The sequence below is a fragment of the Achromobacter sp. UBA2119 genome, assembly GCF_002331005.1.
Taxonomy (GTDB): Bacteria; Pseudomonadota; Gammaproteobacteria; order Burkholderiales; family Burkholderiaceae_B; genus Achromobacter; species Achromobacter animicus.
The window spans coordinates 112,675-138,737 of record NZ_DCYD01000002.1 but is presented as its reverse complement, the minus strand read 5'-3'; the positions used below and the strand labels follow the sequence as shown (position 1 = coordinate 138,737).

Annotated in this window: 25 protein-coding genes; 12 read left to right on the top strand and 13 right to left on the bottom strand. The window is 66.3% G+C overall.

Annotated elements, in window-relative coordinates; genetic code table 11:
• Positions 1-6: 6 nt before the first annotated feature.
• The 4 genes from B3098_RS00900 to B3098_RS00885 form a co-directional block, all read right to left on the bottom strand.
• The gene (locus B3098_RS00900; protein ID WP_286890378.1) at positions 7-3,207 is read right to left on the bottom strand and encodes a tetrathionate reductase subunit A; all 3,201 of its coding nucleotides are present in this window, start codon (positions 3,205-3,207) and stop codon (positions 7-9) included.
• Positions 3,208-3,243: 36 nt separating this feature from the next.
• Positions 3,244-4,278, bottom strand: a complete 1,035-nt coding sequence (nrfD, locus tag B3098_RS00895) for an NrfD/PsrC family molybdoenzyme membrane anchor subunit (RefSeq protein ID WP_286890142.1) — start codon at positions 4,276-4,278, stop codon at positions 3,244-3,246.
• 19 nt (positions 4,279-4,297) lie between these two features.
• Positions 4,298-5,071 carry a sulfate reduction electron transfer complex DsrMKJOP subunit DsrO gene (gene dsrO, locus B3098_RS00890; protein ID WP_279973306.1) on the bottom strand — a complete coding sequence of 258 codons (774 nt, stop codon included), beginning with the start codon at positions 5,069-5,071 and terminating at the stop codon, positions 4,298-4,300.
• A 177-nt stretch (positions 5,072-5,248) separates the two neighbouring features.
• A complete protein-coding gene (locus B3098_RS00885) occupies positions 5,249-5,797 on the bottom strand; it encodes a DNA-deoxyinosine glycosylase (protein WP_286890140.1) in 549 nt (182 codons plus the stop codon).
• Positions 5,798-5,968: 171 nt separating this feature from the next.
• On the opposite strand from B3098_RS00885, the gene B3098_RS00880 reads away from it, so the two are divergent.
• The 4 genes from B3098_RS00880 to B3098_RS00865 all read left to right on the top strand — a co-directional run bounded on the left by B3098_RS00880 (position 5,969) and on the right by B3098_RS00865 (position 8,970).
• Positions 5,969-6,832, top strand: a complete 864-nt coding sequence (locus tag B3098_RS00880) for a pirin family protein (protein ID WP_218343428.1) — start codon at positions 5,969-5,971, stop codon at positions 6,830-6,832.
• Between the two features lie 291 nt (positions 6,833-7,123).
• On the top strand, positions 7,124-7,426 hold the full coding sequence (locus tag B3098_RS00875; protein WP_286890138.1) for a hypothetical protein: 303 nt from the start codon (positions 7,124-7,126) through the stop codon (positions 7,424-7,426).
• Positions 7,339-8,097 (top strand): hypothetical protein, encoded by a 759-nt coding sequence (locus tag B3098_RS00870; protein WP_286890136.1) that lies wholly within the window; start codon positions 7,339-7,341, stop codon positions 8,095-8,097. The genes B3098_RS00875 and B3098_RS00870 overlap by 88 nt, the downstream gene beginning before the upstream one ends.
• 294 nt (positions 8,098-8,391) lie before the next feature.
• Positions 8,392-8,970, top strand: coding sequence for a hypothetical protein (locus B3098_RS00865; protein ID WP_286890134.1), 579 nt, complete (start codon positions 8,392-8,394; stop codon positions 8,968-8,970).
• Between the two features lie 66 nt (positions 8,971-9,036).
• Here B3098_RS00865 and B3098_RS00860 read toward each other — a convergent pair whose 3' ends face one another.
• Positions 9,037-10,302 (bottom strand): sensor domain-containing diguanylate cyclase, encoded by a 1,266-nt coding sequence (locus tag B3098_RS00860; RefSeq protein ID WP_286890132.1) that lies wholly within the window; start codon positions 10,300-10,302, stop codon positions 9,037-9,039.
• Between the two features lie 164 nt (positions 10,303-10,466).
• Positions 10,467-10,613: a hypothetical protein gene (locus tag B3098_RS00855; protein WP_279973321.1), complete on the bottom strand. Its 147-nt coding sequence runs from the start codon at positions 10,611-10,613 to the stop codon at positions 10,467-10,469.
• A 13-nt stretch (positions 10,614-10,626) separates the two neighbouring features.
• Here B3098_RS00855 and B3098_RS00850 point away from each other — a divergent pair, with 13 nt between their 5' ends.
• The gene (locus B3098_RS00850) at positions 10,627-11,145 is read left to right on the top strand and encodes an O-acetyl-ADP-ribose deacetylase (RefSeq protein WP_279973323.1); all 519 of its coding nucleotides are present in this window, start codon (positions 10,627-10,629) and stop codon (positions 11,143-11,145) included.
• Positions 11,146-11,235: 90 nt separating this feature from the next.
• On the opposite strand, the gene B3098_RS00845 is transcribed toward B3098_RS00850, so the two are convergent.
• Entirely contained in the window at positions 11,236-11,865 is a 630-nt protein-coding gene (locus B3098_RS00845; RefSeq protein WP_286890376.1) for a class I SAM-dependent DNA methyltransferase, read from the bottom strand.
• A gap of 50 nt (positions 11,866-11,915) precedes the next feature.
• Complete coding sequence (locus B3098_RS00840) at positions 11,916-12,821, bottom strand: LysR family transcriptional regulator (RefSeq protein ID WP_279973324.1); 906 nt, start codon at positions 12,819-12,821, stop codon at positions 11,916-11,918.
• Between the two features lie 108 nt (positions 12,822-12,929).
• On the opposite strand from B3098_RS00840, the gene B3098_RS00835 reads away from it, so the two are divergent.
• Positions 12,930-13,808: an aldo/keto reductase family oxidoreductase gene (locus B3098_RS00835; protein WP_279973326.1), complete on the top strand. Its 879-nt coding sequence runs from the start codon at positions 12,930-12,932 to the stop codon at positions 13,806-13,808.
• A 117-nt stretch (positions 13,809-13,925) separates the two neighbouring features.
• On the opposite strand, the gene B3098_RS00830 is transcribed toward B3098_RS00835, so the two are convergent.
• Together B3098_RS00830 and B3098_RS00825 are read right to left on the bottom strand one after the other, a co-directional pair.
• A complete protein-coding gene (locus B3098_RS00830; RefSeq protein ID WP_175124104.1) occupies positions 13,926-15,782 on the bottom strand; it encodes a phosphoenolpyruvate carboxykinase (GTP) in 1,857 nt (618 codons plus the stop codon).
• 141 nt (positions 15,783-15,923) lie between these two features.
• Entirely contained in the window at positions 15,924-17,561 is a 1,638-nt protein-coding gene (locus tag B3098_RS00825; protein WP_286890130.1) for an acyl-CoA synthetase, read from the bottom strand.
• A gap of 154 nt (positions 17,562-17,715) precedes the next feature.
• On the opposite strand from B3098_RS00825, the gene B3098_RS00820 reads away from it, so the two are divergent.
• On the top strand, positions 17,716-18,447 hold the full coding sequence (locus tag B3098_RS00820) for a TetR/AcrR family transcriptional regulator (RefSeq protein WP_175124102.1): 732 nt from the start codon (positions 17,716-17,718) through the stop codon (positions 18,445-18,447).
• Here B3098_RS00820 and B3098_RS00815 read toward each other — a convergent pair.
• Positions 18,411-19,322: an SDR family oxidoreductase gene (locus tag B3098_RS00815; RefSeq protein ID WP_279973331.1), complete on the bottom strand. Its 912-nt coding sequence runs from the start codon at positions 19,320-19,322 to the stop codon at positions 18,411-18,413. The genes B3098_RS00820 and B3098_RS00815 overlap by 37 nt on opposite strands.
• Positions 19,323-19,462: 140 nt before the next feature.
• On the opposite strand from B3098_RS00815, the gene B3098_RS00810 reads away from it, so the two are divergent.
• The 5 genes from B3098_RS00810 to B3098_RS00790 all read left to right on the top strand — a co-directional run bounded on the left by B3098_RS00810 (position 19,463) and on the right by B3098_RS00790 (position 24,364).
• Positions 19,463-20,257, top strand: coding sequence for an enoyl-CoA hydratase/isomerase family protein (locus tag B3098_RS00810; RefSeq protein ID WP_286890127.1), 795 nt, complete (start codon positions 19,463-19,465; stop codon positions 20,255-20,257).
• Between the two features lie 62 nt (positions 20,258-20,319).
• Entirely contained in the window at positions 20,320-21,597 is a 1,278-nt protein-coding gene (locus B3098_RS00805; protein ID WP_286890126.1) for a Zn-dependent hydrolase, read from the top strand.
• Positions 21,598-21,605: 8 nt separating this feature from the next.
• Positions 21,606-21,941 (top strand): thioredoxin family protein, encoded by a 336-nt coding sequence (locus B3098_RS00800; RefSeq protein ID WP_175124098.1) that lies wholly within the window; start codon positions 21,606-21,608, stop codon positions 21,939-21,941.
• Positions 21,942-21,943: 2 nt separating this feature from the next.
• On the top strand, positions 21,944-22,909 hold the full coding sequence (locus B3098_RS00795) for a DMT family transporter (RefSeq protein ID WP_286890375.1): 966 nt from the start codon (positions 21,944-21,946) through the stop codon (positions 22,907-22,909).
• Positions 22,910-23,011: 102 nt separating this feature from the next.
• Positions 23,012-24,364, top strand: coding sequence for a carotenoid oxygenase family protein (locus tag B3098_RS00790; protein WP_286890124.1), 1,353 nt, complete (start codon positions 23,012-23,014; stop codon positions 24,362-24,364).
• A gap of 46 nt (positions 24,365-24,410) precedes the next feature.
• Here the strand turns inward: B3098_RS00790 and B3098_RS00785 are convergent, their stop codons facing one another.
• Positions 24,411-25,295 carry a DMT family transporter gene (locus tag B3098_RS00785; RefSeq protein ID WP_175138484.1) on the bottom strand — a complete coding sequence of 295 codons (885 nt, stop codon included), beginning with the start codon at positions 25,293-25,295 and terminating at the stop codon, positions 24,411-24,413.
• Complete coding sequence (locus B3098_RS00780) at positions 25,286-26,038, bottom strand: GNAT family N-acetyltransferase (RefSeq protein ID WP_279973338.1); 753 nt, start codon at positions 26,036-26,038, stop codon at positions 25,286-25,288. The genes B3098_RS00785 and B3098_RS00780 overlap by 10 nt, the downstream gene beginning before the upstream one ends.
• Positions 26,039-26,063 lie beyond the last annotated feature (25 nt).

The window sequence follows — 26,063 nt, the reverse complement described above, 5'->3', positions numbered from 1 at the left end:
TTTGGCTCAAACCCGCTCGATCCGCGCCGGCAAGCCCTGCCGCACCGCCGCGCCCGATACCCAATCGATCCAGACATTGGCGTGCTGGCCGCGCGTCGCGTCCCCAAAGCCCAGATCGTTCAGATTGACCCCCGCCGCCAGTGCCGGATCGTGCGGCATCGGCTTGCCGTCGACGACATGCGCGCGCGCGCCCAGCTCGGTATGCCCGTAACCGTGCTCGATGCCCACCGCGCCCGGCTGAACCCCATCGCGCAGCAGGGCCAACCCCGTCACCGACCCACCCGGCGTCACGATGCGGACCGTATCGCCGTTGCGGATGCCCAGCCGTTCGCCGTCCTGCCGGCTGATCGACACGGGGTTGTGCGGATGCACCTGCCGCAGGCGGTTCACGCCGATCGACATCGAGCTCATCAGGTTGGACTTGAACGAGCTCAGCAGGAAAGGCCAGTCCTCACGCGGGTATTCATCCCGCATATCGCGCCCGTCTGCCAGGCGCGTCGGATACCAGGTGGGACAGCCGCTGTAGCGCTCGCCCGTCATCGCATGGCGGAACTCCGCCAATTCCTCGCTCCAGACATGCAGCGGCTTGGCGTAGGCCACGCGCGTGCGGCGCGGCTGTTCGCCGGCTTGCGTCCACGCGTCGTCCATCCGGTCGAAACGCCCGCCCCGGCTCATCAGCATCGCAACCTGCCGCCATTCGCCCGGCTTGAGCTTGGTCTGCAACAGGTCGCGGTAGCGGTCGACGCCGGTCAGCGCCATGTCGTCGTCGCTGGCCTCCGGCACCGGACGTCCCGCCGCAAACGCGATGTTGGCCATGCCGCGCAGGAAGAAATCCTCGGGCGTGTCCAGCGCGTACTTGCCGCCGTCCTTGTCCGAGATGGCGCCCTCGCCAAACCCCGGCATGCCCAGGCGCTTGGCGCACGCGATCAGGAAGGTCTCCAGGCACACCGGCTCGTTCGTGGCGGTACGCGACACGCGCGGCTGCACCGCAGGCCAGCGCACGGTCGAGGCCTTGGCCACCACGTCGGCCCACGGCGCCGACACGCCCCAGCTTTCGTACGTGACGGTGTCCGGCACGATGTAGTCGGCCAGCGCGTTGGTCTCGTTGATGAACGGGTTGATCGACACCGCCAGCGGCAGGATGCGCGGATCCTTCAGTTTTTCCAGCGCCACGTGGCGGAACCCGGCAATACCGTACACCGGGTTGCTCATATGGTTGAACCAGACCTTGGCGCGATACGGATAGCCCGCCAGCGCCGACGCCAGCATCTCCGAACTGAGTCCGCCGGTAGCCGGATACCAGGGCGCCGCCGCCGGATACGCCGGCTGGCCCGCGGCCTTCTTGCGCTTGAACTCGCTGGACTTCTCGTACGGAAAGCGGTTTCGCGACAGCGACACGCCTTTGGGCGAGGCCTTGTTGGCAAAGCCGGCGATGTTGTAGCGCGGCCCCATGCCGTAAGGTGGAAATGGCCCGGCATCCAGCACCAGTCCGCCCTCGACGTTCAGGTTGCCTACCAGCGTGTTCAGCATGGCGATGGCGTACGCGGTGTAGAAGCCCGACCCGCTCATCGTGCCGCCGTGCGCATCGGCCACGGCGCGCTTGCCGTGGCTGGTGAAGCGTTCGGCCAGCGACGCGATCTTGGCCGCCGGCACCCCGCAAAGCGCGGCGTACTCGTCCAGCGTCTTGCGGCGCGACTCCTCGCGCAGCAGGGTCAGCGAGGTCCGCACCCGCAGCGCGTCCTGGCTACCTGCCATGCCGGGCGCGGCGATGGTGTCGTCCACAAACAGGTCCGCCGATGACGCCGTCGTGTGCGGCGCCAGTGTGCCGTCGGCTAGATGCACGACATACACGTCCTCCCATTTCTCGTCCGCATCGGCCGGGCGCGCCCAGCCCATGTCGGCGCCACGCAGAAACGCGCCCAGGCGAGGATGGTCCGGTTCGGCCACCACCAGATGCGTCGCGTTGGTCCACGCCGCCTCGCCCGCCGCCTTCATGGCGTTCGGACCGGGTTGCGACAGCATGCGCGCGTCGAAACGTTCATTGTCCAGAATCCAGCGGATCAGGCCCATCGCCAGCGCAAGGTCGCTGGCCGGATTGACCGACACCCATTCATTGCCCGATCCCGCCGACAGGCTGGACGAGGCCGGCAGCACGGGCGACACGACCACATAGTTGAACGCCGATTCCCCCGGGCGCACCCGTGCCTCGGCCAATTGGCGGGCTTGGCGCTGGAAGGGGTTGCCGGCCTGCGCGGGCGCCGCGCCGATGAACAGCCCGAAGCGCGCGTTGTCCCAATCCGGCTTGCCATGCGGCATGCCTTTCAGGTCGCCCAGCGCCGCGCCCGCGCCCACCCGGAAGCTCTGGCCGCAGTACGAGCCGTGATTGCTGAAGTTGACCGTGCCAAACGACTGCCCGGCAAAGCGCTGGATCAGCGGCGTGCGCCCTTCGTTGGACGCGTCGGTAAAGAGGAACTGGTTGACCTTCGCGCCGTACTCCGGATTGTCCGGGTCCAGCGGCGTCTCGCGGTCGAAGATCGCGCGCAGGCCGTCCACGTGGCCTTCGCCGAACAGGTCGCCGCCTTCACAGACTTCCTGCACCAGTTGCTCGAAGCTGATCGTCTGCCATTTGCCGTCGCCGCGCTTGCCGGCGCGCTTCATCGGCTGCAATACCCGGTACGGGCTGTCCATCTGCTCCAACATGGCCGAACCGCGCGCACACGACGTGGCGCGCCCTTCCAGCCCGCTATCGCCGCCCAGTTGCGCATAGACATCGCGCACGGGCGTGTCCATCGCGGCGGGCCGCGTCGTGGCCAGCGGGTGGTACGGGTTGCCGGCCACGCGCAGGATGCGGTTCTCAGCGGTGTCCACGCGCAGCCGCACACCGCATTGCGTCCAGCAGCCCAGGCAGCTCGACGGGCTGACGATCTGGCCCGGCTGGGCGCTCAGCGCACCGGTCAGCGGATCAATGCGAAACTCCGGCGTCAGCGAATTGCCGCGCACGGCGTGCGTCGTCGGCACGCCCGCGGTGCCCTGCGCCAGGCCCTTCACCGCCTTGACGACCGTGTCGCCATAGCCCGCCGCAAACGCTGCCATACCGCCGGCCACCATGCCGCCGCGCATCATCAGCTTGCGCCGTGCCTCGTCGCGCGGCTGGTCCGGGCCATCGTCAGCGTCGCGGCGCTTGTCATCTTCGTGTTGCTTGTCCATTGCTTTCTTATCCATGTGCTTATCGTCTTGGCGCGCTCAGGCGGCCACGGCGCGTGCGCGCGCGGGGAAGATGTCCAGGGCCCAGGTGACGGCGGTGATCAGCGCCACGCACAGCCCCAGCACGCCCACCATGCCGAGCAGCCCGTCGCTGCCCCACGGCATCTCATACAGGTACAGCCCGGCGCCGTACTTGGGCACGCCCTGCACGCTCATGAAAACCACCCAGCGGAAGATCCACGCCGCGCCCAGCATCGTCAGCGCCAACGCGGCCGACGGCAGCGGCGCCGCCAGCGTGCGCGCCGGCCGTTGCAACAGCCCGACGATGCAGAAGGCCGTGATCACGGCGCCCGCCAGGCTCAGGCGCCAGATCGGAAAGCCTGCGAACAGCCGCAGCGCAGCCTCGAAGGACGGATCCAGTCCCAGCAGGCCCAGCAGCACCCACGCCCCCGCGCCCAGCGCCATCATCACGACGGCGGTCACGCTCAGCCGGCGCAACATCTCCACCGGCAACGCGCGCAATCCGCCGGGCAGCCAGCGGCCCACCAGGAACATTGCACCCAACGCGCCCAGCCAGGCGGTCAGCGCAAAGTTCACCGGCAGGAACACGGTGTGCCACAACGGCCGCGAACGCAGCACCATTACCTCGGCCCCGGTGTAGACCAGGATGGACAGCGCCGACAGCGCCAGGGCCGCCGCCACCACCCGCAGCCACCCGATCCGCCCCCACCACCACGCCGCGCAGAACAGCAGCGCCAGCGTCACGAAGACCGGCAGCAGCAACGCCCCCAGCCACATCCACGACCACGGCGTGATGTGCGCATAGAAGTGCCAGAAACGGCCGGGCTGATGCAGGTCGGCCAGCAGCGACACCGGTGCGGCGATGGCGCTGACCAGCAGCACCGTCACCGCCGCCGGCAGCAAGCGGCGCGGGGCGGAATCCGCCCGCCCGAACGTCGCAAAGGCGGCGGTCAGCGCGGTGGTCGCGCTGATGCCGATCAGAAAGAAATACTGCACGGCCCAGGGCAACCAGGCAGCGTCGTATACCGGCGTGAGCAATTCAGAAATTCGCATGAGAGTCTCCCCTTCCGTGTCAGTGACCACCCGCCAGGCGCACGCCGGCCTGGCCGTCGACCTGGTGCACGAACGCATCGGGCAGGCCGATGTAAAAGACGTGGGGATCGGTCTTCATCTCGGGCTTGAGCACCTTGATGTCGGCCTTGTGTTCGGCCAGCATCCGGGATATCGCGCTGTCCGGATCGTTCATGTCGCCGATCACGCGCGCGCCGCCAACGCAGCTTTCCACGCAGGCCGGCAGCAGTCCGGCTTCCAGCCGGTGCTCGCAGAACGTGCATTTGTCCGCAGTCTGGGTCTCGTGATTGATGAAGCGGGCGTCATAGGGACAGGCCTGCACGCAATAGCCGCAACCCACGCAGCGCGCGTTGTCGACCAGCACGATGCCGTCCTCGCGCTGAAACGTGGCCTGCACCGGACAGACCGGCACACAGGGCGGCTTGTCGCAGTGGTTGCACAGGCGCGGCAGCATCACCATCGAACAGGGGCCGCCGCTATCGGGCGTGACTTCGTACTGCAGGACGGTGGTGCGGAACTGTCCGATGGGCGGTACGTTTTCCAGCGAACAGCTCACCGTACAGGACTGGCAGCCGATGCACTTGCGCATGTCGACGACCATGCCGTAGCGCTTGCCGGCCATGCCGGGCCGGCGCGGCGGTTGGCCATTGAGCCCCGGCGCGGCCTCAGCGTGGATGGGAATGACCGAGGCGGCGGCGCCCAGGCCTAGGAGCCCTTTCAGGAAACCGCGTTTGCCCGGGAGCGGCGTTTCCGGGGGGCTGTGGGGGGTGTGCATCGTTAAACTCCGAAACGTTTAAGTGTTACGGAAATTAACTTATCACCTGTAGTTATATAGAGCCTTGATATCTGTCAATTGGGGGACGGAGTCGAGGCGGCGTGGAACGGCGCAATCGCGGTTGGCGCGAGGGGTGGTCGGGAATTACGCCATGCGATCTGGCCACGGGCTGCAGTTTCAGCGCGTCGAAAACTTCAAAGCGGGCTCCCACGCCGTCAGTTTCTGCTCGAAACTGGCCGCCGCGTGGGCGGGACTCGTCGAGGGCAGCTCGTAAATGTCGAGCCCGGGCGCCTGCAACGTCGGGAGCACATGCCGCCGGAACATTGCCGCGGCCTTCGCACCATTGAAGCAGATGCGCCCGATGGACGGGTGAAGGCTCAAAAATGCCTGGAAATCGTTCGGCACCAGCGTATCGCCCCGGATGTCGGCATCCAGACTGCCCGGCCGCTCGCAGGCCTGCAACACATCCCACAGCGCCACGCCGTTAGCCTGCAACGCACGCAAGCGCTCGTCGTAGGCCAGGCCCGGATCAAACCCGTAGATCCGCGCTGCCAGGGGCCAGAACGCATTGCGCGGATGCGCGTAGTACTGCACCTGCCGCAGCGAGGCCACGCCGGGCATGGAGCCCAGCACCAGCACGCGCGCACCCTCCCCCACGACCGGGGCAAATCCCGTCACCACCGTCTCAAACCGCGCCGCCGCGATTTCGTCCCTGATCTTGTCCATGCCCGGAAGGATACCTGCCCGGCGCGGGCGTGACTTGCCGCCGCGCGATGATCGTTCGCCCCATGGAACAGTGCTTATCAGCCACGGGCACTACCGATATCGGCATTCCGCCCTTATCTTCTTGCCTATGACGAACGGCCCCGAAGGGGCCGCGCAACAGGAAACCTCACCATGAAGAAGATCCTAGGCGTGCACGCCAGCCCCCGTCCCCACTGGGTGGGCGACGGATTTCCGGTGCGCTCCATGTTCTCGTACAACGACAAGGGCCGCGACACCAGCCCGTTCCTGCTGCTGGACTACGCCGGCCCCGCCGAATTCGGCCCTGCCAGCCAGCCCCGCGGCGTCGGCCAGCATCCGCATCGCGGCTTCGAAACCGTGACCATCGTCTACAGCGGCGAAGTCGAACACCGCGACTCCACCGGCAACGGCGGCGTCATCGGCCCCGGCGACGTCCAGTGGATGACGGCGGCGTCGGGCATCCTGCACGAGGAATTCCATTCCCACGCCTTCACCCGTACGGGCGGAAAACTGGAGATGGTGCAGCTCTGGGTCAACCTGCCCGCCAAGGACAAGAAGGCGCCGGCCGGTTATCAGGGCATTCTCAATGCGGACATCCCGGTCGTGGCGTTGCCGGATGACGCGGGTTCGCTGCGCGTGATCGCGGGCAGCTACGGTGGCCAGACGGGTCCGGCGCGGACTTTCACGCCGATGGATGTCTGGGATGTGAAGCTGGCGGCGGGTAAGACGGCGACCTTCCCGATACCGGCGGGCCGCAACAGCATGCTCGTGATGTTGCGCGGCACGGTGCTGGTCAACGGCGAAGCTGTCGCGCGGGATGCGCAGTTGGCGCTGTTCTCGCAAGAGGGAGAGGACATCACGGTCGAAGCGAATAACGACGCCGTGTTCCTGATCCTGAGCGGCGAGCCGATCGATGAGCCGGTCGTTGGCTACGGGCCCTTCGTGATGAACTCGCAGGCCGAAATCGTGGAGGCCATCCAGGACTTCAACGCCGGGAAGTACGGGCAGATGCATTGAGGCTAGCGCGCCGCCAGTGACCCGCGCCCGCATGCCAGTTACCGGCATGCGGGCGCGGTCGCGTTTTGGGCGTTGCAGATCTGACGATCACGGACGTTGCCTGGCGCAGCGTGAACCTGCTTATCCAAATGGCGCCTCGCGGGCGCCCGCGCCCTCGCGCCAATCACCGTGCGGGCAAAAGCAGCGGGCGTCAGCGCGTCGCGGAGCGGTATGTCGTTCTGCGGTAGCGCCGTGCTATGGTCGATCCCTAATTCTTCCGCTGCTGTCTCTGGCCACTTACGCACAACGTCGATGACCGCTCCCGCCCGCTCCCCCTGCTCTCTCGCTTTGCGCCTGGCATTGACAGTCGTCATCGTGCGCGTGGCCTACGCCGCGCTGCTGCAAGGCTACACGTTGATCGGATTGCCCGAATCCGCGCAACTGCGCGAGACGTTCAGCCTTCCGCAGTACCTGGTGCCATTTCTGGCAAACATCGCGGCCTCGTCCATCTTTGTCGGTTTGACCGTATGGAGCACCACGCATCGCTGGCTGCGGCAGCAAAATACGCACGCCGTGAACGCGCCGGAAAGCTTTTCGGCATCGTCATCATCTTGACGCTGGTGTTCTCGCTGGCCGTGTCGGCCCTCATGATCTATCTGCAAAGCGCGCTGGTCCTGTACGCCGCGCAACACGCTGGCACGGCCAACAAATTCCTGACGTGGGGCCTGTTCCTCGGTGCCCTGGCCGTTGCCTTGGAAGTCCTGGGCGCATATCTCGCCGTGCGCATCGCCACGCTGACCGTGCAGCCCGCGGACCAAGCCGGTGGCCCGGCGTATGAACAACGCCACGCGGCCTGGAGTGCCGGGTTGATGATCCTGGGCTGGCAACTGAGCGTGTGCATCGCCATGGGCAGCTACCTGAACGCGCAGTCGCTCACCGTGGGTTGGCTGCAATACGCGCTCGGCTTCCTGATCCTGCCAGTTCTGCTTCTGGCGCTGTGCACCGTCGTTTGCCTGAGGATTCTGCCGCACTCGATCGGTGACGCGCGCCAAGGACGGGCAGTCGTCCTCGGTACGCTGGCGTTCTGGCTGGCACAGGTGCTGGGGGTTGGACTAGGCTTTCTGGCGATTCGAGCGATGACTTGGGACCAACTGATACGCGCCGCGGATTCCAATGTGGTGTCGGAGGTGATGCTCGTGGTTTATGCCGCGCTTTTGGTGCTGGGATGCTGGGTTGGGAAGCGGTCGCTTTATGGCGGTTCTAGAAGGCTTGTACCGGCTGGCTGAGCGCCTCGGGCGAAAAATGCCAAAAGCGCTCAATTATGCCAATGCTCTCGTCTGCGTGGAAACTCCCCCGAATTTTCATCGATCACAAGAAGAGACCGGAACTAATGATCGCTCAGGGCGGCGGGCAGTCGTTGGTGACGGCAGGCTTCCGCCCCTCAGCGGACAGTTTCGGCTATAACGCTTTCAGGCGCCACCAAGTCTGCCTCCCAAGAGTAAATTTGATGCGTATATCGTTGATCGGAACCGTCCACGCCGAATGTGGGCGTGCCAATTTGTCGGAATTGCAGACGATCCTTGACCGCCTTCAGCCTGACGTCATCTTCGCTGAAATTCCAACCGCCAATCTTGATGACTATATCGATGGCTCTCTCGGCTGTCTCGAAATCTGCTGCTGTCGCCCGCTATCGCAAGTGCTGGCCGGTAGACGTAGTGCCTGTAGACTTGGATAAGCCAAGCGACGAATTCTTTCAAAAATCAAAGGAGCTGTTCGACAAGGTCGAACAAACGAGCGTCGCGTATCGTCGCCTGGTGGATCAGCACAGCCAAGCCACGAGAGATCTCGGTTTTCCATACCTCAACAGCGATCGTTGCGCTCAAGCATGGGCAGCGATCTACGATGAGATGCGTGCAACTGTCGAATGGATCGGCGACGCAAAATTGCAACGGTGCTACGCGCTCTGGAGCGAGACGCATGACCGTCGCGAGACCGGAATACTTGAGAAAATCAATGGCTATTGCAGCCGCACCGCACTCACTCAACTAGTGTTTCTTGTGGGTGCTGCACACAGGAAAGCAATCGTGGAGAAGGTCCAGGCGCAACGGGTCGTTGGCGCTCCAGTGGTCTCATGGAACCTCGAAAATTTCGTAGATTAGGAACTGTGAGGGAAAGTGCGTTCCTGCCCGGAAGCAGACATTTACGGACGTCCCCGCACGTCGCGATTAGGACCCACGTAGACGGCGGGGCTGCGATGCGTCGTCCCCATCAAATGTAAATGGCTCACAACTTTCCTTCACTAACGCCACTCCGGTGATCGCGCTTTCGGCGTCACTACCGCCCACTTCTACCCGATTCCGCCCCCCGGCCTTCCCTCGATAAAGCGCCGCATCTGCCTCCCGAAGCGCCCCCGCCAAACTATTCGCTCCATTAAATCTTGACGAAACGCCGATCGTGACCGTGCAGTGCAGCGGTTCGTGGCCGCCGGTGACGTGGATCGGCTGGTTCTCAAGGCTGGCGCGCAGCCGTTCCGCCAGGACCATGACGTCTGCCAAGTCCGCTTCTAGCAGCACAGCGACAAACTCCTCTCCCCCGATCCGCCCGGTCAAATCCCCACGCCGCACACCAGCACGAAGCAGCCCCGCCACCTGGCAAATCACCTCATCGCCCGCCTGATGGCCGTAGCTGTCGTTGATCCGCTTGAAATGATCGACATCCAACACCAGCAAATACGCAGGCGCCGCGTTCCGGCCGTTGAAGTATTGAACTAGCGCCTCCGTCAGTCCCCGGCGATTAAGCAGATCCGTCATCGGATCCCGCGCCGCCATATTGCGTAGACTATCGGTCAGCCGGCGCAGCACGAGCCAGACAATGGAAGGCGGCACGATGGTGGCAAGCGTCGACATATAGATGTAGAAAATCATCTGGAAGCGGCTGTCCATGTGCAGCGCGTCCAGGCCGCCTTCCGTAATCTTCAGAAACTTCAGCGCGTTCAGCACACAGATTCCGCCGATCAGGCACGCGAAGAAGATCATCTCTGCGCGCAAGTCTTTGGCGAAGGTGCGCGTGCCGCACAGCACCGTGACGGTCATTGCGAAGAAGAGCAGCGTCGCTGACGCGGCCAGCATGGCGTAGCGCGCTTCCGGTCCGAATTGCCATTGCACCAGCCACTGCAGTAACCCATACACCAGGCAAAACACCGCCAGCGGCAACCACAGGCGCACCTGGCGTCCGAAGAATCGCATGGCGCCAAGCAGGTACGCGATTGGCGCGGCCAGCGTCAGGCAGTGATTGACGACGCTCATCACGCTCCAGGCGGGACCGCCTTCGACCAGTTGCAGGATGTAGGCCGCCGCGAGCAGCAGATTGCCGACGGCGAAGACGTCCATCCCCATCCTGTTTTCTGGCAGGCGACGGCTGATAAGCAGGAACATGCCGGAAAAGCACAGCAGGTGTGCGCACAGCATGCCAACGAGCGTGGAGGCAACCATGAAAGGGACGTCGAGAGGGAAAGCGGATTTCCTGCGCCGGCGCCACTGAGCGGTGGTCAGCGATGGACACCCAGCGACCTGCGTGGGCGGCGCTCATTGTAGTCGGCCGGTATTGATCCCAGGAGTTCGGCCGAGGGCGCCTGGAAATGGCGATAAAGTAGCCATCAAACACGCTCGGAATCGGCGATAAAGCAGCCGTCAGACACGCTCGGCTTGGCGATAAAGTGGCCGTCCGACACGTCGGTGCGGCAGAAGTGCCGGCGGTTGACCACTTGAATGGCGCCGGGATAATGCCGCTGCATTCCCGTCACGAGGAGAATTCAAATGCCCACCCCACTGCGAGCCATCCGCTCAGACATCACCAAGCTTCAAGTGGACGCGATCGTCAATGCCGCCAATTCCTCATTGCTGGGCGGTGGCGGCGTAGATGGCGCGATTCATCGTGCCGCGGGACCTGATCTGGTGCATGAGTGCCGGCTGCTTGGCGGATGCAAGACGGGCGACGCAAAGGTGACCGGCGGATATCGGCTGCCCGCGCGCTTCATCATTCACACGGTGGGCCCGGTTTGGCGCGGGGGGAATAACGGGGAGCCGGCGCTCCTGGCAAGCTGCTATCAACGCTGCATTGCGCTGGCGGAGGAAAAAGGCGTAGCTTCGATTGCGTTTCCCAGCATCAGTACCGGCATCTATGGCTATCCCATTGATTTGGCGGCGCAGATTGCGGTCGATACCGTTCGTGTAAGCCTGTCCAGGGATTCTTCAATTCAAGAGGTCATCTTCTGCTGCTTTTCGGACGCTGACCTGAGTCACTACGAGCGAGTTTTGAACCGGCCACCTGAATGACGCGACGCGAGGAGGCGGCCGCTCTGCCGTCTGCCCCCGATTGCCTGGCCACGGGATAGCCGCTCATCGACGCCTTTCAGTTCCGCCCCGCTAATCCCGCCGGCGCCACACACTAGCCAGCCACGGCTGCTGCTCGCGCGGCAGTCCATCGGGCCGGTAGTAATGCTCAAGCTCTTCGAATCCGGCGGCCTCCATCAGCGCACGCCAGCCGTCGAGATCGTGGTACGCCCCATAGCGCCCGCGATTCCAGCCTTCCTGGTTGCCGCCCCGGGGATTGGAACTGAACAGCACCCCGCGTGGCCGCAGTGCTGCCCGCAACTCCTTGAGCACACGCGGCAGTTCCTGCCCCGGCACATGAAACAGCACGGCGTTGGCGAAGATGCCGTCAAAGCGCGCCGCGGGCAGTTGGAGCCGCAGGAAGTCCTGCTCCCAGACCTCGCACCCGCTTGCCGCACGCGCCATTTCCACGAAACGCGGCGTGCCGTCAAGGCCCACGGGCCGGTGTCCCATCGCGAGGAAGGTCTTCAGGTCGCGCCCCGGCCCGCAACCCAGATCGAGGATGTCGAACGGCGGTTCACCGTCAATGTGCCGCAGCAACGCGGCGATGTTCTGGCTGACGTCGTGGTCCCGCGTGCCGGCCTGGAAGGAATCGGCGTTCTCTTCGTAATGGGCGAGCGTCAGGGACGTGATCTTGGCGAGGTCTTCGGGATCCAGGTGCATCAGGCGATTGTGCATCAAACGGCGCGGGGCGGCGAGACGCGGCGCGCCGCTCAAGGAAACGGCCGCGCCTTGATGAAGTCGATCAGCGCCTTCAGCGGCGACGGCACCAGGCGACGGCCCGAGTAGTACAGAAATGGCCCCGAAAACTGCGGCCACCACGGCTCCAGCACGGGCTCCAGCGCCCCGCTTTCAAAGTGCGGGCGCAGCCAATCTTCGAACAGATACATGACGCCCGCCCCCGCGATGGCGACGTCTACAGCGAGATCGACCGCGCCCCCAATCTGCACGACCAACGGTCCGGACGCATCGATACGCACGGTCTCTCCGCCCCGCTCAAAATCCCACGCAGGCATCGCCCCGCTGGGAAAGCGGCCGCGCAGGCAGGCGTGCTGCATCAGGTCTTCGGGATGCGCGGGCCGCCCGCGCCGGTTCAGGTAGTCGGGCGAGGCGCCGGCTGCAAAGCGCTGCACGCGCGGGCCGATGGGCACGGCGATCATGTCCTGTTCCAGCCGGTCGTCGTAGCGGATGCCTGCGTCGCAGCCGGCAGCCAGCACGTCGACAAAGCTTTCCTCGGCAACGACCTCCAGTCGGATATCGGGATAGGCCGCCAGAAAGTCGGGGACGATGGACGGCAGCACCAGCTTGGCCGCGCTTAGCGGCACGTTGAGCCGCAGCGTGCCCGCCGGCTTGTCGCGGAACCCGTTGACGGCGTCCAGCGCCGCCTCGACCTCGGTCAGCGCGGGCGCCAGCCGGGCCAGCAGTTCCTGGCCGGCCTGGGTCAGCGCCACGGAGCGCGTCGTTCGGTTGAAAAGCCGCACGCCAAGCTGCGCCTCCAGGCGGCGCACGGTGTCGCTCAGGCGCGACGCGCTGGTGCCCGCCGTCCGGGCCGCTTCGCGAAATCCTCGCGCGCGCGCGACGGCGACGAAGGCATGGAGGTGATCGAGGTCAGTCGCCATTGTGCATTTTTCCGTACAAGCCGTGCGGATTGTATTGGCTTATCAGCCAGTGGCGAAAGCTCTATCGTTTGCCCATCCCCACTCCTTCACTGAAACAAGGAACCCAACATGACCCAACTCGCAGACAGCGGCACCTACACCCTCGGCGCACGCCAGGTCTATCGGCTTGGCTATGGCGCCATGCAGCTCGCCGGCCCGGGCGTCTTTGGTCCGCCGAAGGACCGTGATGCCGCGCTTGCCGTGCTGCGCGACGCGGTTGCCGCCGGCGTGAACCACATCGACACCAGCGATTTCTACGGCCCGCACATCACCAATCAATTGATTCGGGAAGCGCTGGCCCCCTACTCCGACGATCTGGTGATCGTGACGAAGGTGGGCGCGGTGCGCGGCGACGATGCCTCGTGGAATCCCGCGTTCTCGGCCGAGCAGCTGACCCGCGCGGTGCACGACAACCTGCGCAACCTGGGCCGCGACGTATTGGACGTGGTCAACCTGCGCGCCATGTTCGACGTCCATGGCCCGGCGGAAGGGTCCATCGAAGCGCCGCTGTCCGTGCTGGCCGGCCTGCAGCAGCAAGGGCTGATCCGCCACATCGGGTTGAGCAACGTGACGGCCACGCAGGTGAAAGAAGGCCGCGGCATCTGCGACATCGTCTGCGTGCAGAACCAGTACAACGTCGCCCACCGGGCCGACGATGCCCTGATCGACGACCTGGCCCGCGAAGGGATCGCCTACGTGCCGTTCTTTCCGCTGGGCGGGTTCAGCCCGTTGCAGTCGTCCATCCTGAACGACGCGGCTGCGCGGATCGGCGCGACGCCGATGCAGACCGCGCTGGCTTGGCTGCTGCGCCGCTCGCCGAACATCCTGTTGATTCCCGGCACGTCTTCGCAGAAACATCTGAAGGAAAACCTGACCGCGGCGTCGCTGCAGTTGCCGGACGACGTGGCCAAGGCGCTGGACGGCATCGCGGCGAGCAAGACGGTGTAAGCCCCGGCCTGAACAACCTGAACGCCGGACGCGCCCTGCGCACTCAAGCCGGCGGCAATAAAAAACCCGCCTGCGTCAATGCAGGCGGGTTCGATCAACCGGTAGACCCCAGCAGCCTCAAGCCGCCAGACGGCCCTCGATCTCGGTCTTGGTGGTGCGCAGTTCGTCGGGCAGGCCTTGCGACAGCTGACCGAAAAGCTCATGGTGCAGCGCCAGTTCCTCGCGCCAGGCGTTCTCGTCGACCGACATGACCTGCTCGAACTTGTCCGGGCTGAATTCCAGGCCGGTCCAGTCGATGTCCTGGTAGCTGGGGGACACGCCAAACACCTGATCCACGCCCTTGGACTGGCCGTCGATGCGGCCCAGCATCCAGCGCAGCACGCGCATGTTGTCGCCAAAGCCAGGCCAGACGAACTTGCCGTCCGGACCCTTGCGGAACCAGTTCACGCAGTAGATGCGCGGCAGGGTCGCGCCCGCGGCTTCGAGCTGCTTGCCCAGCTTCAACCAGTGGCCGAAGTAGTCGCTCATGTTGTAGCCGCAGAACGGCAGCATGGCGAACGGGTCGCGGCGCACCACGCCTTGCTGGCCGGCGGCCGCGGCGGTGGTTTCCGAGCCCATCGTGGCGGCCATGTAGACGCCTTCGACCCAGTTGCGCGCTTCGGTGACGAGCGGCACGGTGGTGGAGCGGCGGCCGCCGAAGATGAACGCGTCGATGACCACGCCCTTGGGGTTTTCCCATTCGGGGTCGATGGACGGGCACTGCGCGGCCGGCGCGGTGAAGCGCGCGTTCGGATGCGCGGCCTTGCGGCCGGTTTCGCGCGCGATTTCAGGCGTCCAGTCCTTGCCCTGCCAGTCCACCAGATGTGCCGGCGGCGTGCTGGTCATGCCTTCCCACCAGACGTCGCCGTCGTCGGTCAGCGCGACGTTGGTGAAGATGACGTTGGCCTTGAGCGTGGCCATGGCGTTGAAGTTGGTCTGCTCGCTGGTGCCCGGGGCCACGCCGAAATAGCCGGCTTCGGGGTTGATGGCGTGCAGGCGGCCGTCGGGGCCGGGCTTGATCCAGGCGATGTCGTCGCCGATGGTGGTGACCTTCCAGCCGTCCATGCCTTGCGGCGGGATCAGCATGGCAAAGTTGGTCTTGCCGCATGCCGACGGGAAGGCGGCGGCGACGTGGTACTTGCGGCCCTTGGGCGAGGTGACGCCCAGGATCAGCATGTGTTCGGCCAGCCAGCCCTGGTCGCGGCCCATGGTGGACGCGATGCGCAGCGCGAAGCACTTCTTGCCCAGCAGCGCGTTGCCGCCGTAGCCCGAGCCGTAGCTCCAGATTTCGCGGGTCTTGGGGAAGTGGACGATGTACTTGGTGGGGTTGCATGGCCAGGCCACGTCGGCTTCGCCTTCGGCCAGCGGCTTGCCGACCGAGTGCAGGCACGGCACGAAGTCGCCGTCGGTGCCCAGCACGTCATAGACCTGCTTGCCCATGCGCGTCATGATGCGCATGTTCACGGCCACGTACGGGCTGTCGGACAGTTCGACGCCGATGTGGGCGATGTCCGAACCCAGCGGGCCCATCGAGAACGGCACCACGTACAGCGTGCGACCGCGCATGGCGCCATCGAACAGACCGTTGAGCGTGTCGCGCATTTCAGCGGGATCGGCCCAGTTGTTGGTGGGGCCGGCGTCTTCGGCGCGGTCGGAACAGATGAAGGTGCGGTCTTCAACCCGGGCCACGTCGGACGGATCGGACCACGCAAGATAGGAATTGGGGCGCTTGGCGGGGTTGAGCCGGCGCATGGTGCCGGCCTGGACCATCTGCTCGCACAGGCGGTCGTACTCTTCCTGCGAGCCATCGCACCACACCACGCGATCAGGCTTGGCCAGCGCGACGAAACTGGCGACCCAGTCGATCAGTCCGCGATGCTTGACGTACGCGGGCACGTTCAAGGCTGCCAATCCCCCGTCCAAAGGCTTATTCATTGGGGCTATCTCCATACTTTGGCTAAAGGTGATACGGCCCCAATTGAGAGGGGCCGTATCCAGTTTGCGCAATCATACTTGCAGCGCCGGGCAGCCAGTCAACCCATCCACATGGGCGAGATTGTCACCGGGTGAGTCCGCTTATGCGGGGTATCCGGCACGCAACTCCCTGCGGATGATCTTGCCGGTCGCGGTCGTGGGCAAACTGGTTACAAAGCGGATCGCGCGCGGATATTCGTGGGCGGCCAGCCGGGTGCGGACATGCGCCTGCAGTGCCTTGACCAGCGCTTCGTCGCCCACCACACCCTCGTTCAGCACCACGAACGCCACCACGATTTCCGTACGCTCAGCATTCGGCATGCCCACCACCGCCGCCATGCGCACCGCGGGGTGACCGATGAGGCAGTCTTCGATGGGTCCCGGGCCGATCCGGTAGCCGGCGCTGGTGATGACGTCGTCGTTGCGGCCCACAAAGCGGATGAAACCTTCCGAATCGCGCACGCCGATGTCGCCGGTCAGGAGGTAATCGCCGGCAAATTTTTCCGCCGTGGCCTCCGGGTTTTTCCAGTACCCCAGGAACATGACGGGATCCGGGCGCAGTACGCCGATGTTGCCCTCCTGTCCATCGGCCACTTCGGCCCCCCTGTCATCCACAATAGCGACCCGATGCCCGGGCGCGGCGCGGCCGATGGCGCCGATGCAGGGGTCGAACAGCGACGAGCACGAGGACACGATCATGTTGCATTCGGTCTGGCCGTAGAATTCGTTGATGGTCACGCCCAGCACGCGGCGGCCCCAGTCGATGAGTTCGGCGCCCAGCGATTCGCCGCCGCTGGCCACCGAGCGCAGCGCGCGCGGCCCGGCGTGGTCCGGCCAGTCGCAGCCGCGCATCATCTTCAGCGCGGTCGGCGGCAGGAAGGTGTGCGTCACGCCGTGGCGCGCCATCAGTTCCAGCGCCGAGGCGCCATCGAATTTTTCGAACCGCCGCGCCAGCACCGGCACACCGTGGTGCCACGACGGCAGCAGCACGTCCAGCAGCCCGCCGATCCAGGCCCAGTCAGCGGGCGTCCACATCAGCACGGCGTTCTCGGGAAAGAACTCGTGCGACATCTCCACGCCCGGCAGGTGGCCGAGCAGCACGCGGTGCGCATGCAGCGCGCCCTTGGGCTTGCCGGTGGTGCCGGACGTGTAAATGATGACGGCCGGGTCGTCGGCGGCGGTCTCGACCGGGTCGAAGGCGTCGGATTCGAGCGCCAGGCTTTGGTGGAACGGCAGCGCGCCTACCGTGCCCCCCGCAGCCCCGGCGTCGCCATCGACGCAATAAATCACTTTCAGATCGGGCAGACTGTCGCGGATTTCCAGCAGCTTGCGGCAGCCTTCCGCGTCCGTGACGAGGGCCGACGCCCCGCTGTTGGCCAGCCGGAACTGGATGGCGTCCACGCCAAACAGCGTGAACAGCGGCACCGCCACCGCGCCCATCTTGTAGGCGGCGACGTGGGCGACTGCGGTCTCCGGCGCCTGCGGCAGGTAGATGGCGACGCGGTCGCCGCGCCGGATGCCGTAGCGCGCCAGGCTGTTGGCGAACTGGTTGGACTGCGCCTTGATCTGATCGAACGTATAGCGCGTCTGCGCCCCGTCGCTCTTTTCATAGATCAGGGCCAGCCGGCCGCTGCCGTCGGCCCATTTGTCGCACACGTCGACGCCGATGTTGTAGGCCGCGGGCACCTGCCACTGGAAGGCGGACACGACTTGCGCGTAGGAATCTGCTCTGTGCAGCATGGTTGTCTCTTGATCGTTATGGTTGTTGCCATGAAAGGCCCGCTGCGGCGGCGGGTTGCCCCCCGCCTTGCCACGAAGTTGACCGTCGCTCAATAATAGGCCCTCGCGCGGACGGCCAGACAGGCCGCCCGCCCCTTTTTCGCCTGTAGCCTGCATGGAAAAAAGCCCAGCCGTCCCGATGCGCCGCCCGCCGGCCAGCGCCAAGTCCGAACAACGCATCCGCGACATCCTGCGGGTCGCGCGCCAGGTGTTCTCCGAAGCGGGCTTTCACGCGGCCACCACCACCGAGATCGCGCAGCGGCTGGGCGTCTCGGAAGCCACCGTCTTCACCTACTTCGGCGGCAAGCGCGAACTCTGCGTGCGCGTCATCAGCGACTGGTACGACGAAATCATCGCGCGGGTGGAGGACCACCTGCCGCATATCCACGGGGCGCGCGCCCAGTTGCATTACCTGGTCCACACGCATCTGCGCCATCTGCTGGCCGAAGGTCCGGGCCTGTGCGCCTTCATACTTTCCGAAGGCCGCGCGCGCAACGACGACTTCGGCGACATCTACGCCGACCTGCAGCGCCGCTACACCGCGCCGCTGATGCGCATCCTGGCGCAAGGCCAGGCCGACGGCGACATCCGCCAGGACATGCCGCTGCGGCTGCTGCGTTCGGCGGTGTACGGGCCGATGGAGCACGTGCTGTGGGACGCGATGCGGCGCGGCGCGGAGGTCAATGTCGATGTGGCCGCCACGGCCGACCAGCTGGTCGGTTTTCTGTGGCAGGCCCTGCAGCCGCCGCGCCAGGACGCCCTGGCGCTGGCGCAATTCCGGGGCGAAGTCCAGAACGCGCTGCATCGGCTTCAGTCTTCCGAAAACAGCGACGGCGGCACGTACTGAGGAAAGCCGTTGTAGGTCTCGCCGCGCTCGGCCGGCTGCAGGTTCCATGAATGGCGCGCGTTCGGCACGCCGCCGTCCACCCGGATTACGGTTCCGTTGATGAACGCCGCCGCGGGCGACAGCAGGAAGACGACGGCGGCGGCCAGTTCGGCTTCGGTGCCAAAGCGCTGTAGCGGCACCTTGATTTTCAGCTCGCGCAGCACGCCACGGTAGTGCTCGTCGTAGCTGTCCATGCCGCTGGATGCAATCCAGCCCGGCGCCACGGCGTTCACGCGTACGCCGGCATACGCCCATTCGCAGGCGGCGGTCTCCGTCAGGTTCCACACCCCCGCGCGCGCCGCGCCCGAATGTCCCATGCCCGGCATGCCGCCCCAGATGTCGGCCAGCATGTTGACGATGGCGCCGCCGTGCTGACGCATGTGCTGCGTATAGACCTCGCGCGACACAAGAAAGGTGCCGTGCAGGTTGTTCTGCACCACGGCGTTCCAGCCATTGAGGCTGATGCGGTCCAGCGGCGCGGGAAACTGGCCGCCCGCGCAATTGAAAACGCCGTCGATACTGCCGTGCGCGGTCAGCGCGTCGGTGACGGCGCCGCGTACGCCGGCTTCGTCCCGGATGTCGCAGGGGTGCTGACTGATCCGATCGGCGGCCTCGGGATAGACGCGGACGATTTCCTCGGCCGCCGTGCGCAGTTTGTCCGGGTTGCGTCCGACCAGCGCCAGGCGCGCGCCCAGTGCCGCCAGCTCATGCGCGGTGCAACGGCCCAAGCCGCTGCCGCCGCCGGTGACCATGATCGTCTTGCCGTCAAACAATCCCGGCCGGAATACCGATGCGTAACGCTGATCGGCGGCGCGACTCCCCGCGGGCTGATTCATGTCTGTCTCCGAAAATTTTTTGTTGAGGATAACTCAATCTACTGAAAACAAGCATCGCAACGCCACGCTTTTGCCCATAGAATCAACCGAATTGATCGGAACACCTGTTGAGCCATCATCAACAACACCGGAGACCGCGCATGACGCTGACCGAACCGCTGGACCTGACCATAGAAGGCCCCCTCGCCCGCCTGACGCTGAACCGGCCGGACATGCGTAACGCGTTCGACGAGACGCTGATCGCCGCGCTGACGGCCGCGATCCAGACTGCGGTCGATGATCCCCAGGTGCGGGTTCTGCTGCTGACGGGCGCGGGCAAGGCATTTTGCGCCGGCGGCGATCTGAACTGGATGCGCAAAATGGGCACGCTGACCGATGCGGACAACCGCAAGGACGCCACGCGGCTGGCGGATATGCTGCACGCGGTCTGGACCTGCCCGAAACCCATCGTCGCCTGCGTCAACGGCGACGCCTACGCAGGCGGCATGGGGCTGGTGGCCGCGTGCGACATCGCGGTTGCGGCGGACAGCGCACACTTCTGCCTGTCCGAAACCCGCCTGGGCCTGCTGCCCGCCACCATCAGCCCCTACGTGATCCGCACCCTGGGCGAGCGCGCGTCCAACCGCTATTTCCTGACCGCCGAACGTTTCGACGCCGCGACCGCGCTGCGGCTGGGGCTGGTGCACGAGGTCGTCCCGGCGGCCCAGGCGCTTGAGGCCGCCGAAGCGCTCTGCCGCACACTGTGCGCAAATGGTCCGGGCGCCGTGCAGGCCAGCAAGCGGCTCGTGCGCGACTTTGCCGGCCGGCCGCTAGACGCCGCCCTGATCGCCGACTCGGTCGAACGCATTGCGGCCATCCGCAGCACCGAGGAAGCGCGCGAGGGCGTGACGGCCTTTCTGGAAAAACGTGAACCGTCCTGGCGCGGCACGACGTAAGCGGCGGGCAAGGACGCCGCGCCATTGATGCCATAATCCAGGGCGGATCTTCTGGAAGTCTCATGCCGCAAGCCACACCGCCCGCTTTCCCCCCGCTCAACGCCGAACGCCTCTGGTCGCGCGTCGACACCCTGTCCAAATTCACCCTGCCCGACGTCCCCTGGACGCGCCGCGCTTTTTCGCCGCTATTCGATGACGCGCGCGCCTGGCTGCGCGGCGAGTTCGAAGCCGCGGGCCTGACCACGCGCCTGGACGCGGGCGGCAACCTGGTCGGCACTCGCGCGGGGCGCGATGCCTCGCGCAAACCGATTTCCACCGGCTCGCACTGCGACACCGTCATGGCCGGCGGCCGCTTCGACGGCATCATCGGCGTGCTGGCCGGCATCGAAGTCGCGCACACGATGCAGGAACACGGCATCACGCTCGACCATCCTTTCGAAGTCATCGACTTCCTGTCCGAAGAACCCAGCGACTACGGCATTTCCTGTGTCGGCAGCCGCGCGCTGTGCGGCCAGCTCGGCGCCGACATGCTGGACGCGCGCAATCCGCAGGGCGAGACGCTGGCGCAGGGTATTGCCCGCATCGGCGGCGACCCGTCCGCGCTCAACGCCCCGCTGCGCCGCGCAGGCGAAACCGCCGCCTTTGTCGAACTGCATATCGAACAAGGCCCCGTGCTGGAAAGCCGCCAGCTGCCGATCGGCGTGGTCACCAACATCGTCGGCATCCGCCGCGTGCAGATCGTGGTTGAGGGCCAACCTGACCACGCGGGCACCACGCCCATGGACATCCGGCGCGACGCGCTGGTGGGCGCGGCCCGCATCATCGACGCCGCCAACCGGCAGGCCAGCGCGGCCAGCGGCAATCCGCATTACGTCGTCGCCACCGTCGGCCGGCTGAGCATGACGCCCAATGCGGCCAACGCGGTGCCGGGCCGGGTCGAGATGACGCTGGAAATGCGTAGCGATAGCAACGCCGTGCTGGACGCCTTTCCCGAAACCCTGATGGCGGGCGTGGCCGACGACCTGAAGGCGCTGCGCCTGACTGCCGGCTTCACGCAGCTCAGCCGCGCGCAGCCCACGGATTGTTCGCCGCTGGTCATGGACGCGGTCAAGGCGGCCGCCGACCAGCTTGGCTACGCGTCGATGCGGCTGCCCAGCGGCGCCGGCCACGACGCCGTGTACATGGCCCCCACCGGCCCCATCGGCATGATCTTCATCCCCTGCCTGAACGGCCGCAGCCACTGCCCCGAAGAATGGATCGAACCCGCGCAACTGCTGGACGGCACGCGCGTGCTGTACCAGTCGGTGCTGGAACTGGACCGCGTGCTGCGCGGCGCTTGAGACACACGATGGAACAGATAGAACTCAACGACAGCACCGCCGACCGCTTTCTGCTGGACGCGCGCGGCCTGTCTCTCATCGTCTTTCACAGCCGCACCTGCGGCACCTGCCGCGTGGCGCGCGAGCAGCTTCCGGGCGTGGAACTGCCGGTCGAGCGCATCTGCTGGATCGACGCCGGCGACAACCGCGGCCTGGTCGAGCGCTACGAGGTCTTCCACCTGCCCGCCATGTTCGTCGCCCGCGACGGCGCCTTTTATGGCCCAGTGCAAGCCTCGCTGGCTGAATGGGACCTGCGCCAGCAGATCGGCCTGGCGCTGGACAGCTATCCCGCCGAACTGCCGTGAGCATCACCGCCGCCAAGCCGCAGCGCCTGCCGCTGGACACGCTGGCCACCGGCGCCATGCTGGCGCTGTGCGTGTGCTGGGGCTTCCAGCAGATCGCCATCAAGCTGGTCGCGGACGACATCGCGCCCATCATGCAGATCGGGCTGCGCTCCACCTTCGCGGCCCTGGTGCTGGCCGTCGTGGTGTGGCGCGCCGAAGGGCAGCGCGCGTTCACCGACGGCACGTTCCTGCCTGGATTGATCGTGGGGCTGCTGTTTGCGGGCGAATTCCTGTTCGTCGCGCAAGGGCTGGTCTACACCACGGCCTCGCACATGTCGGTGTTTCTATACACCGCGCCGATCTTTGCGGCGCTGGGCCTGCACTGGCTGCTACCCGAAGAGCGTCTGAAGCCGCTGCAATGGGCGGGCGTCGCGCTGGCCTTCTGCGGTATCGCGGTGGCGTTCCTGGTCAAGGGCGGCCAGCCGTTGGCGCACGACGGCGCGCGCAACATGCTGCTGGGCGACGCGATGGGACTACTCGCTGGACTCCTGTGGGGCGCGACGACGGTGGCGATCCGCAAGACGTCGTTGTCCGAAGCCGCCCCGGCCAAGACGCTTTTCTATCAGATGGCCGTGGCCTCGGTAGGCCTGTTGGCCTTTGCTGCCGCCACCGGCCATCATGGCATCCGCTATACCCCGGCCGCCGTGCTCAGCGTCGTGTTCCAGTCGGTCGTCGTCGCGCTGACCAGCTATCTGGCCTGGTTCTGGCTGCTGCGCCGGTATCTGGCGTCCCGCCTGTCGATCCTGTCGTTCATGACGCCGCTGTTCGGCGTGAGCTTCGGCGTGCTGATCCTGGATGAACCGCTGGATGCGGGCTTCGTGATCGGCGCGGTGATGGTGCTGGCGGGAATCACGCTGGTCAGCGGGGCCGAAATGGTGCGGGAACGGCTGCGCAAGCGTCAGGCGCGGCGCAATTCCCATCATGGTTAACTCGGCTTTTTCCCGGCGGTCCGGGCGGATATAACGGACTTTTGCCGCCACCGGCTTCGCGGTGTCATCGAGCCCGGTGCGCGGCCTCGGCCTGGAGGTCACATGCAACCCTGGCACAGCGACAACCCCGCCCTGACCCGCGCCTTCGCGCCGGTCTTCGACGAACGCGACGACGCCGATCTGCCCGTCGAAGGCGCCCTGCCCCCCGGCCTGTCCGGCGTCTTCATGCGCAACGGACCCAATCCGCAATTCGAGCCCGGCCCGGGCTATTCCTATCCTTTCGACGGCACGGGCATGATCCACGCGCTCTACCTAGATAGCGGCCGCGCGCGCTACCGCAACCGCTGGGTGCTGACTGCCGAACTGCAGGAAGAACGGGACGCCGGCCATCGCATCTACAACCCGACGTTCGGTCCGCCACCCTACGCGAACCTGGCCAACACCAACGTGATGCGGCACGCCGGCCGCATTCACGCGCTGTACGAAGGCGGCTGCCCGTACGAACTGGACGACGCACTGGGCACGGTCGGCGCCAACACATTCCAGGGCAAGCTCGCCGGCGCGTTCTCCGCGCACCCCAAGGTCGACCCGCTGACCGGGGAAATGCTGGCGATCAATTACGACCTCCTGGCGGGCACGCTTGAATACATGCGGCTGGACAGCACGGGGCGGGTGGACCGCCAGGTCGCATTTGCATCGCCCTGGCCCGCGCTGGTTCACGACATCGGCCTGACCGCCACCCACGTGGTGGCGTTTGTCTGCCCGCTGGTGTTCGACTTCAGCCGCGGACCGGCGGCGCCCGGGTGGGAGCCGCAGCGCGGCACGCAGGTGCTGCTGGTGCCGCGCGACTGCACCGACGCGGCGCAGATCCGGTGGATCGAGGCCGCCCCCTTCTTCAATTGGCACGTCGCCAATGCCTACGTGGACGGCAACGTGATCGAGGCGGTGCTGCCCTGGCACGATGGCTACGGGCCCACGTCGCGCAAGCGGCTGGAAATGCACCGGCTGCGCATCGACATGGCCAGCGGACGCGTGGACGACCAGACGCTGGACGACCAGCCCTGTGAGTTCGGCCGGGTCAACGACGCGTGGCTGGGGCGGCGCACGCGGTTCTGTTATGCCGGCCTGCGGGAACCGCGTCCGGGCGAAACGCCGCAGCCGGGCGCCTTCGAGGCCTTTGCACGCTATGACGTCGAGACGGGTGCGAAGACCGTGTACTGTCTGCCCGCCGGGCAGACCGCGTGCGAACCGGTGTTTGCCGCCGATCCGGCCGGCGCGGGTGAAGCGGACGGCTACATCCTGAGCTTCGTGCACGCTGAAGACGACGCGGGCGGCCGGTTCATCGTGCTGGACGCGCGCGACCTGACTGCCGGGCCGGTCGCGCAGGTGCGCCTGCCGCGCCGCGTGCCCGCCGGGCTGCACGGATCCTGGATGCCCTCGCCCGCAGCCGCTTAGCCTCGGGCGCGTCGCTGACTTGGGTCAGATGCGCCGCTGATCCAGGTCAGGCGCGCCGCTGACCTAGATTCAACACGATCAGCCCCGCCCCGGCCATCACGAACGCAAAACCCCACCAGTCCGCCGGGGCCGGCCGGTCGCCCACCAGCGCCATCGCGCCCAGCACGCCCACGACCGGCACCATCAGCGTGGTCAGCGCGGCGACGGTGGCGCTGACACGCTCGCTCAGCACGAACCACAGCCAGTACGCGACCGCAGTGCCCAGGATGATGTGAAACGAGAGCGCCCCCGCGACGCTGGCGGTCCAGCCGTGCGTGGGAAAGGATTCGCCGGCGATCAGCGCGCCGGCCAGGGCGCAACCGGCGCCGACGACAAGCTGCCACGCCGTGATGACGATGCGATCGCCCGCGACGGGCCAACGCTTCAGATACACCGTGCCGGCTGCCCACCCGAACGCGGCCACCAGCGGAAACACCAGCCCCTTGGCGGCGGCCACGTCGTTGCCGCCGAACACCGCCTGCAGCACCGGCCATGCCAGCACGGCGACGCCGCACGCACCCAACAGCAGCGCCAGGCCGCGGCGGCGGTCCAGGCGTTCGCCCAGCACCAGCCACGCCAACAGCGCGGACATCATCGGCATGGTGAAGGTCAGCACTGCCGCGCGCGACGTGCTGGTGCTGAGCTGCGCCCAGGCCACGGCCAGGTTGAATACGGCCACCGCCAGGACGCCGCCCACCGCGATGCCGGGCCACGCGCTGCGCGGCGGCAAGAGCGGCAGCCGCTTGGCGCCCGCCAGCAGCAAAAGCAGCAGCGCGCCGCTGCCCAGTCCCAGCACGCGCAAGGTGAACGGCGGGAAGATCGACAGAATGATCTTCACCGCCGGCCAGTTCAGGCCCCAGAACAGGGCCAATGCCACCGGGATCAGGCGCACGCCGCGTGGTCTCCCCCAGCGTTGCTGCCCCGCTCAGTGGCGATCAGCGACGCCAACCCCTGGCGCTGGTTGCCTTCGGCATCGAAGTTGTCCGGGCTGAGCCAGCGCTCGTACGCGGCGCGCAGCGCGGGCCATTCGCTGTCGATGATCGAGAACCACGCCGTGTCGCGGCTGCGGCCCTTGTAGACCGTGGCCTGCCGGAAGATGCCCTCAAAGCTGAAGCCCAGGCGCAGCGCCGCGGCGCGCGACGGCGCGTTCAGGCTGTCGCACTTCCATTCGTAGCGGCGGTAGCCCAGTTCGTCGAAGGCGCGGCGCATCAGCAGGTATTGCGCTTCCGTGGCAATGCGCGTGCGCTTGAGCTGACGCGAATAGGACACGAACCCGACCTCGATGACGCCGTTGGGTGCGTCGATCCGCATCAGCGCCAGCGTGCCGACGGCGCGGCCCGTCGCAAGGTCGATGATAGCGTGGTGCATCGGGTCCGGGCTGGCCTGCGCGGCCTCGGCGAACGTCCGGTAGGCGGCCTCGTCGGCAAACGGCCCGACGCCCATGTACGTCCAATCGCTATCGTCGGGCGCCTGGCTGAACGCCTGGTACAGATCTGCCGCGTGGCGCTCGGCCGACAGCGGCTCCAGGCGGCAATAGCGGCCAAGCGCGGGTTCAAGCGGCGGACGCGGACGCGGGGTCCAGCCGGGCAGCGCCGGGCCGATGGGTTGCTGGAAATCGTTGGTGCGGGGTTGCATGCGGCGGTGCCTCGGGAATCGGTTC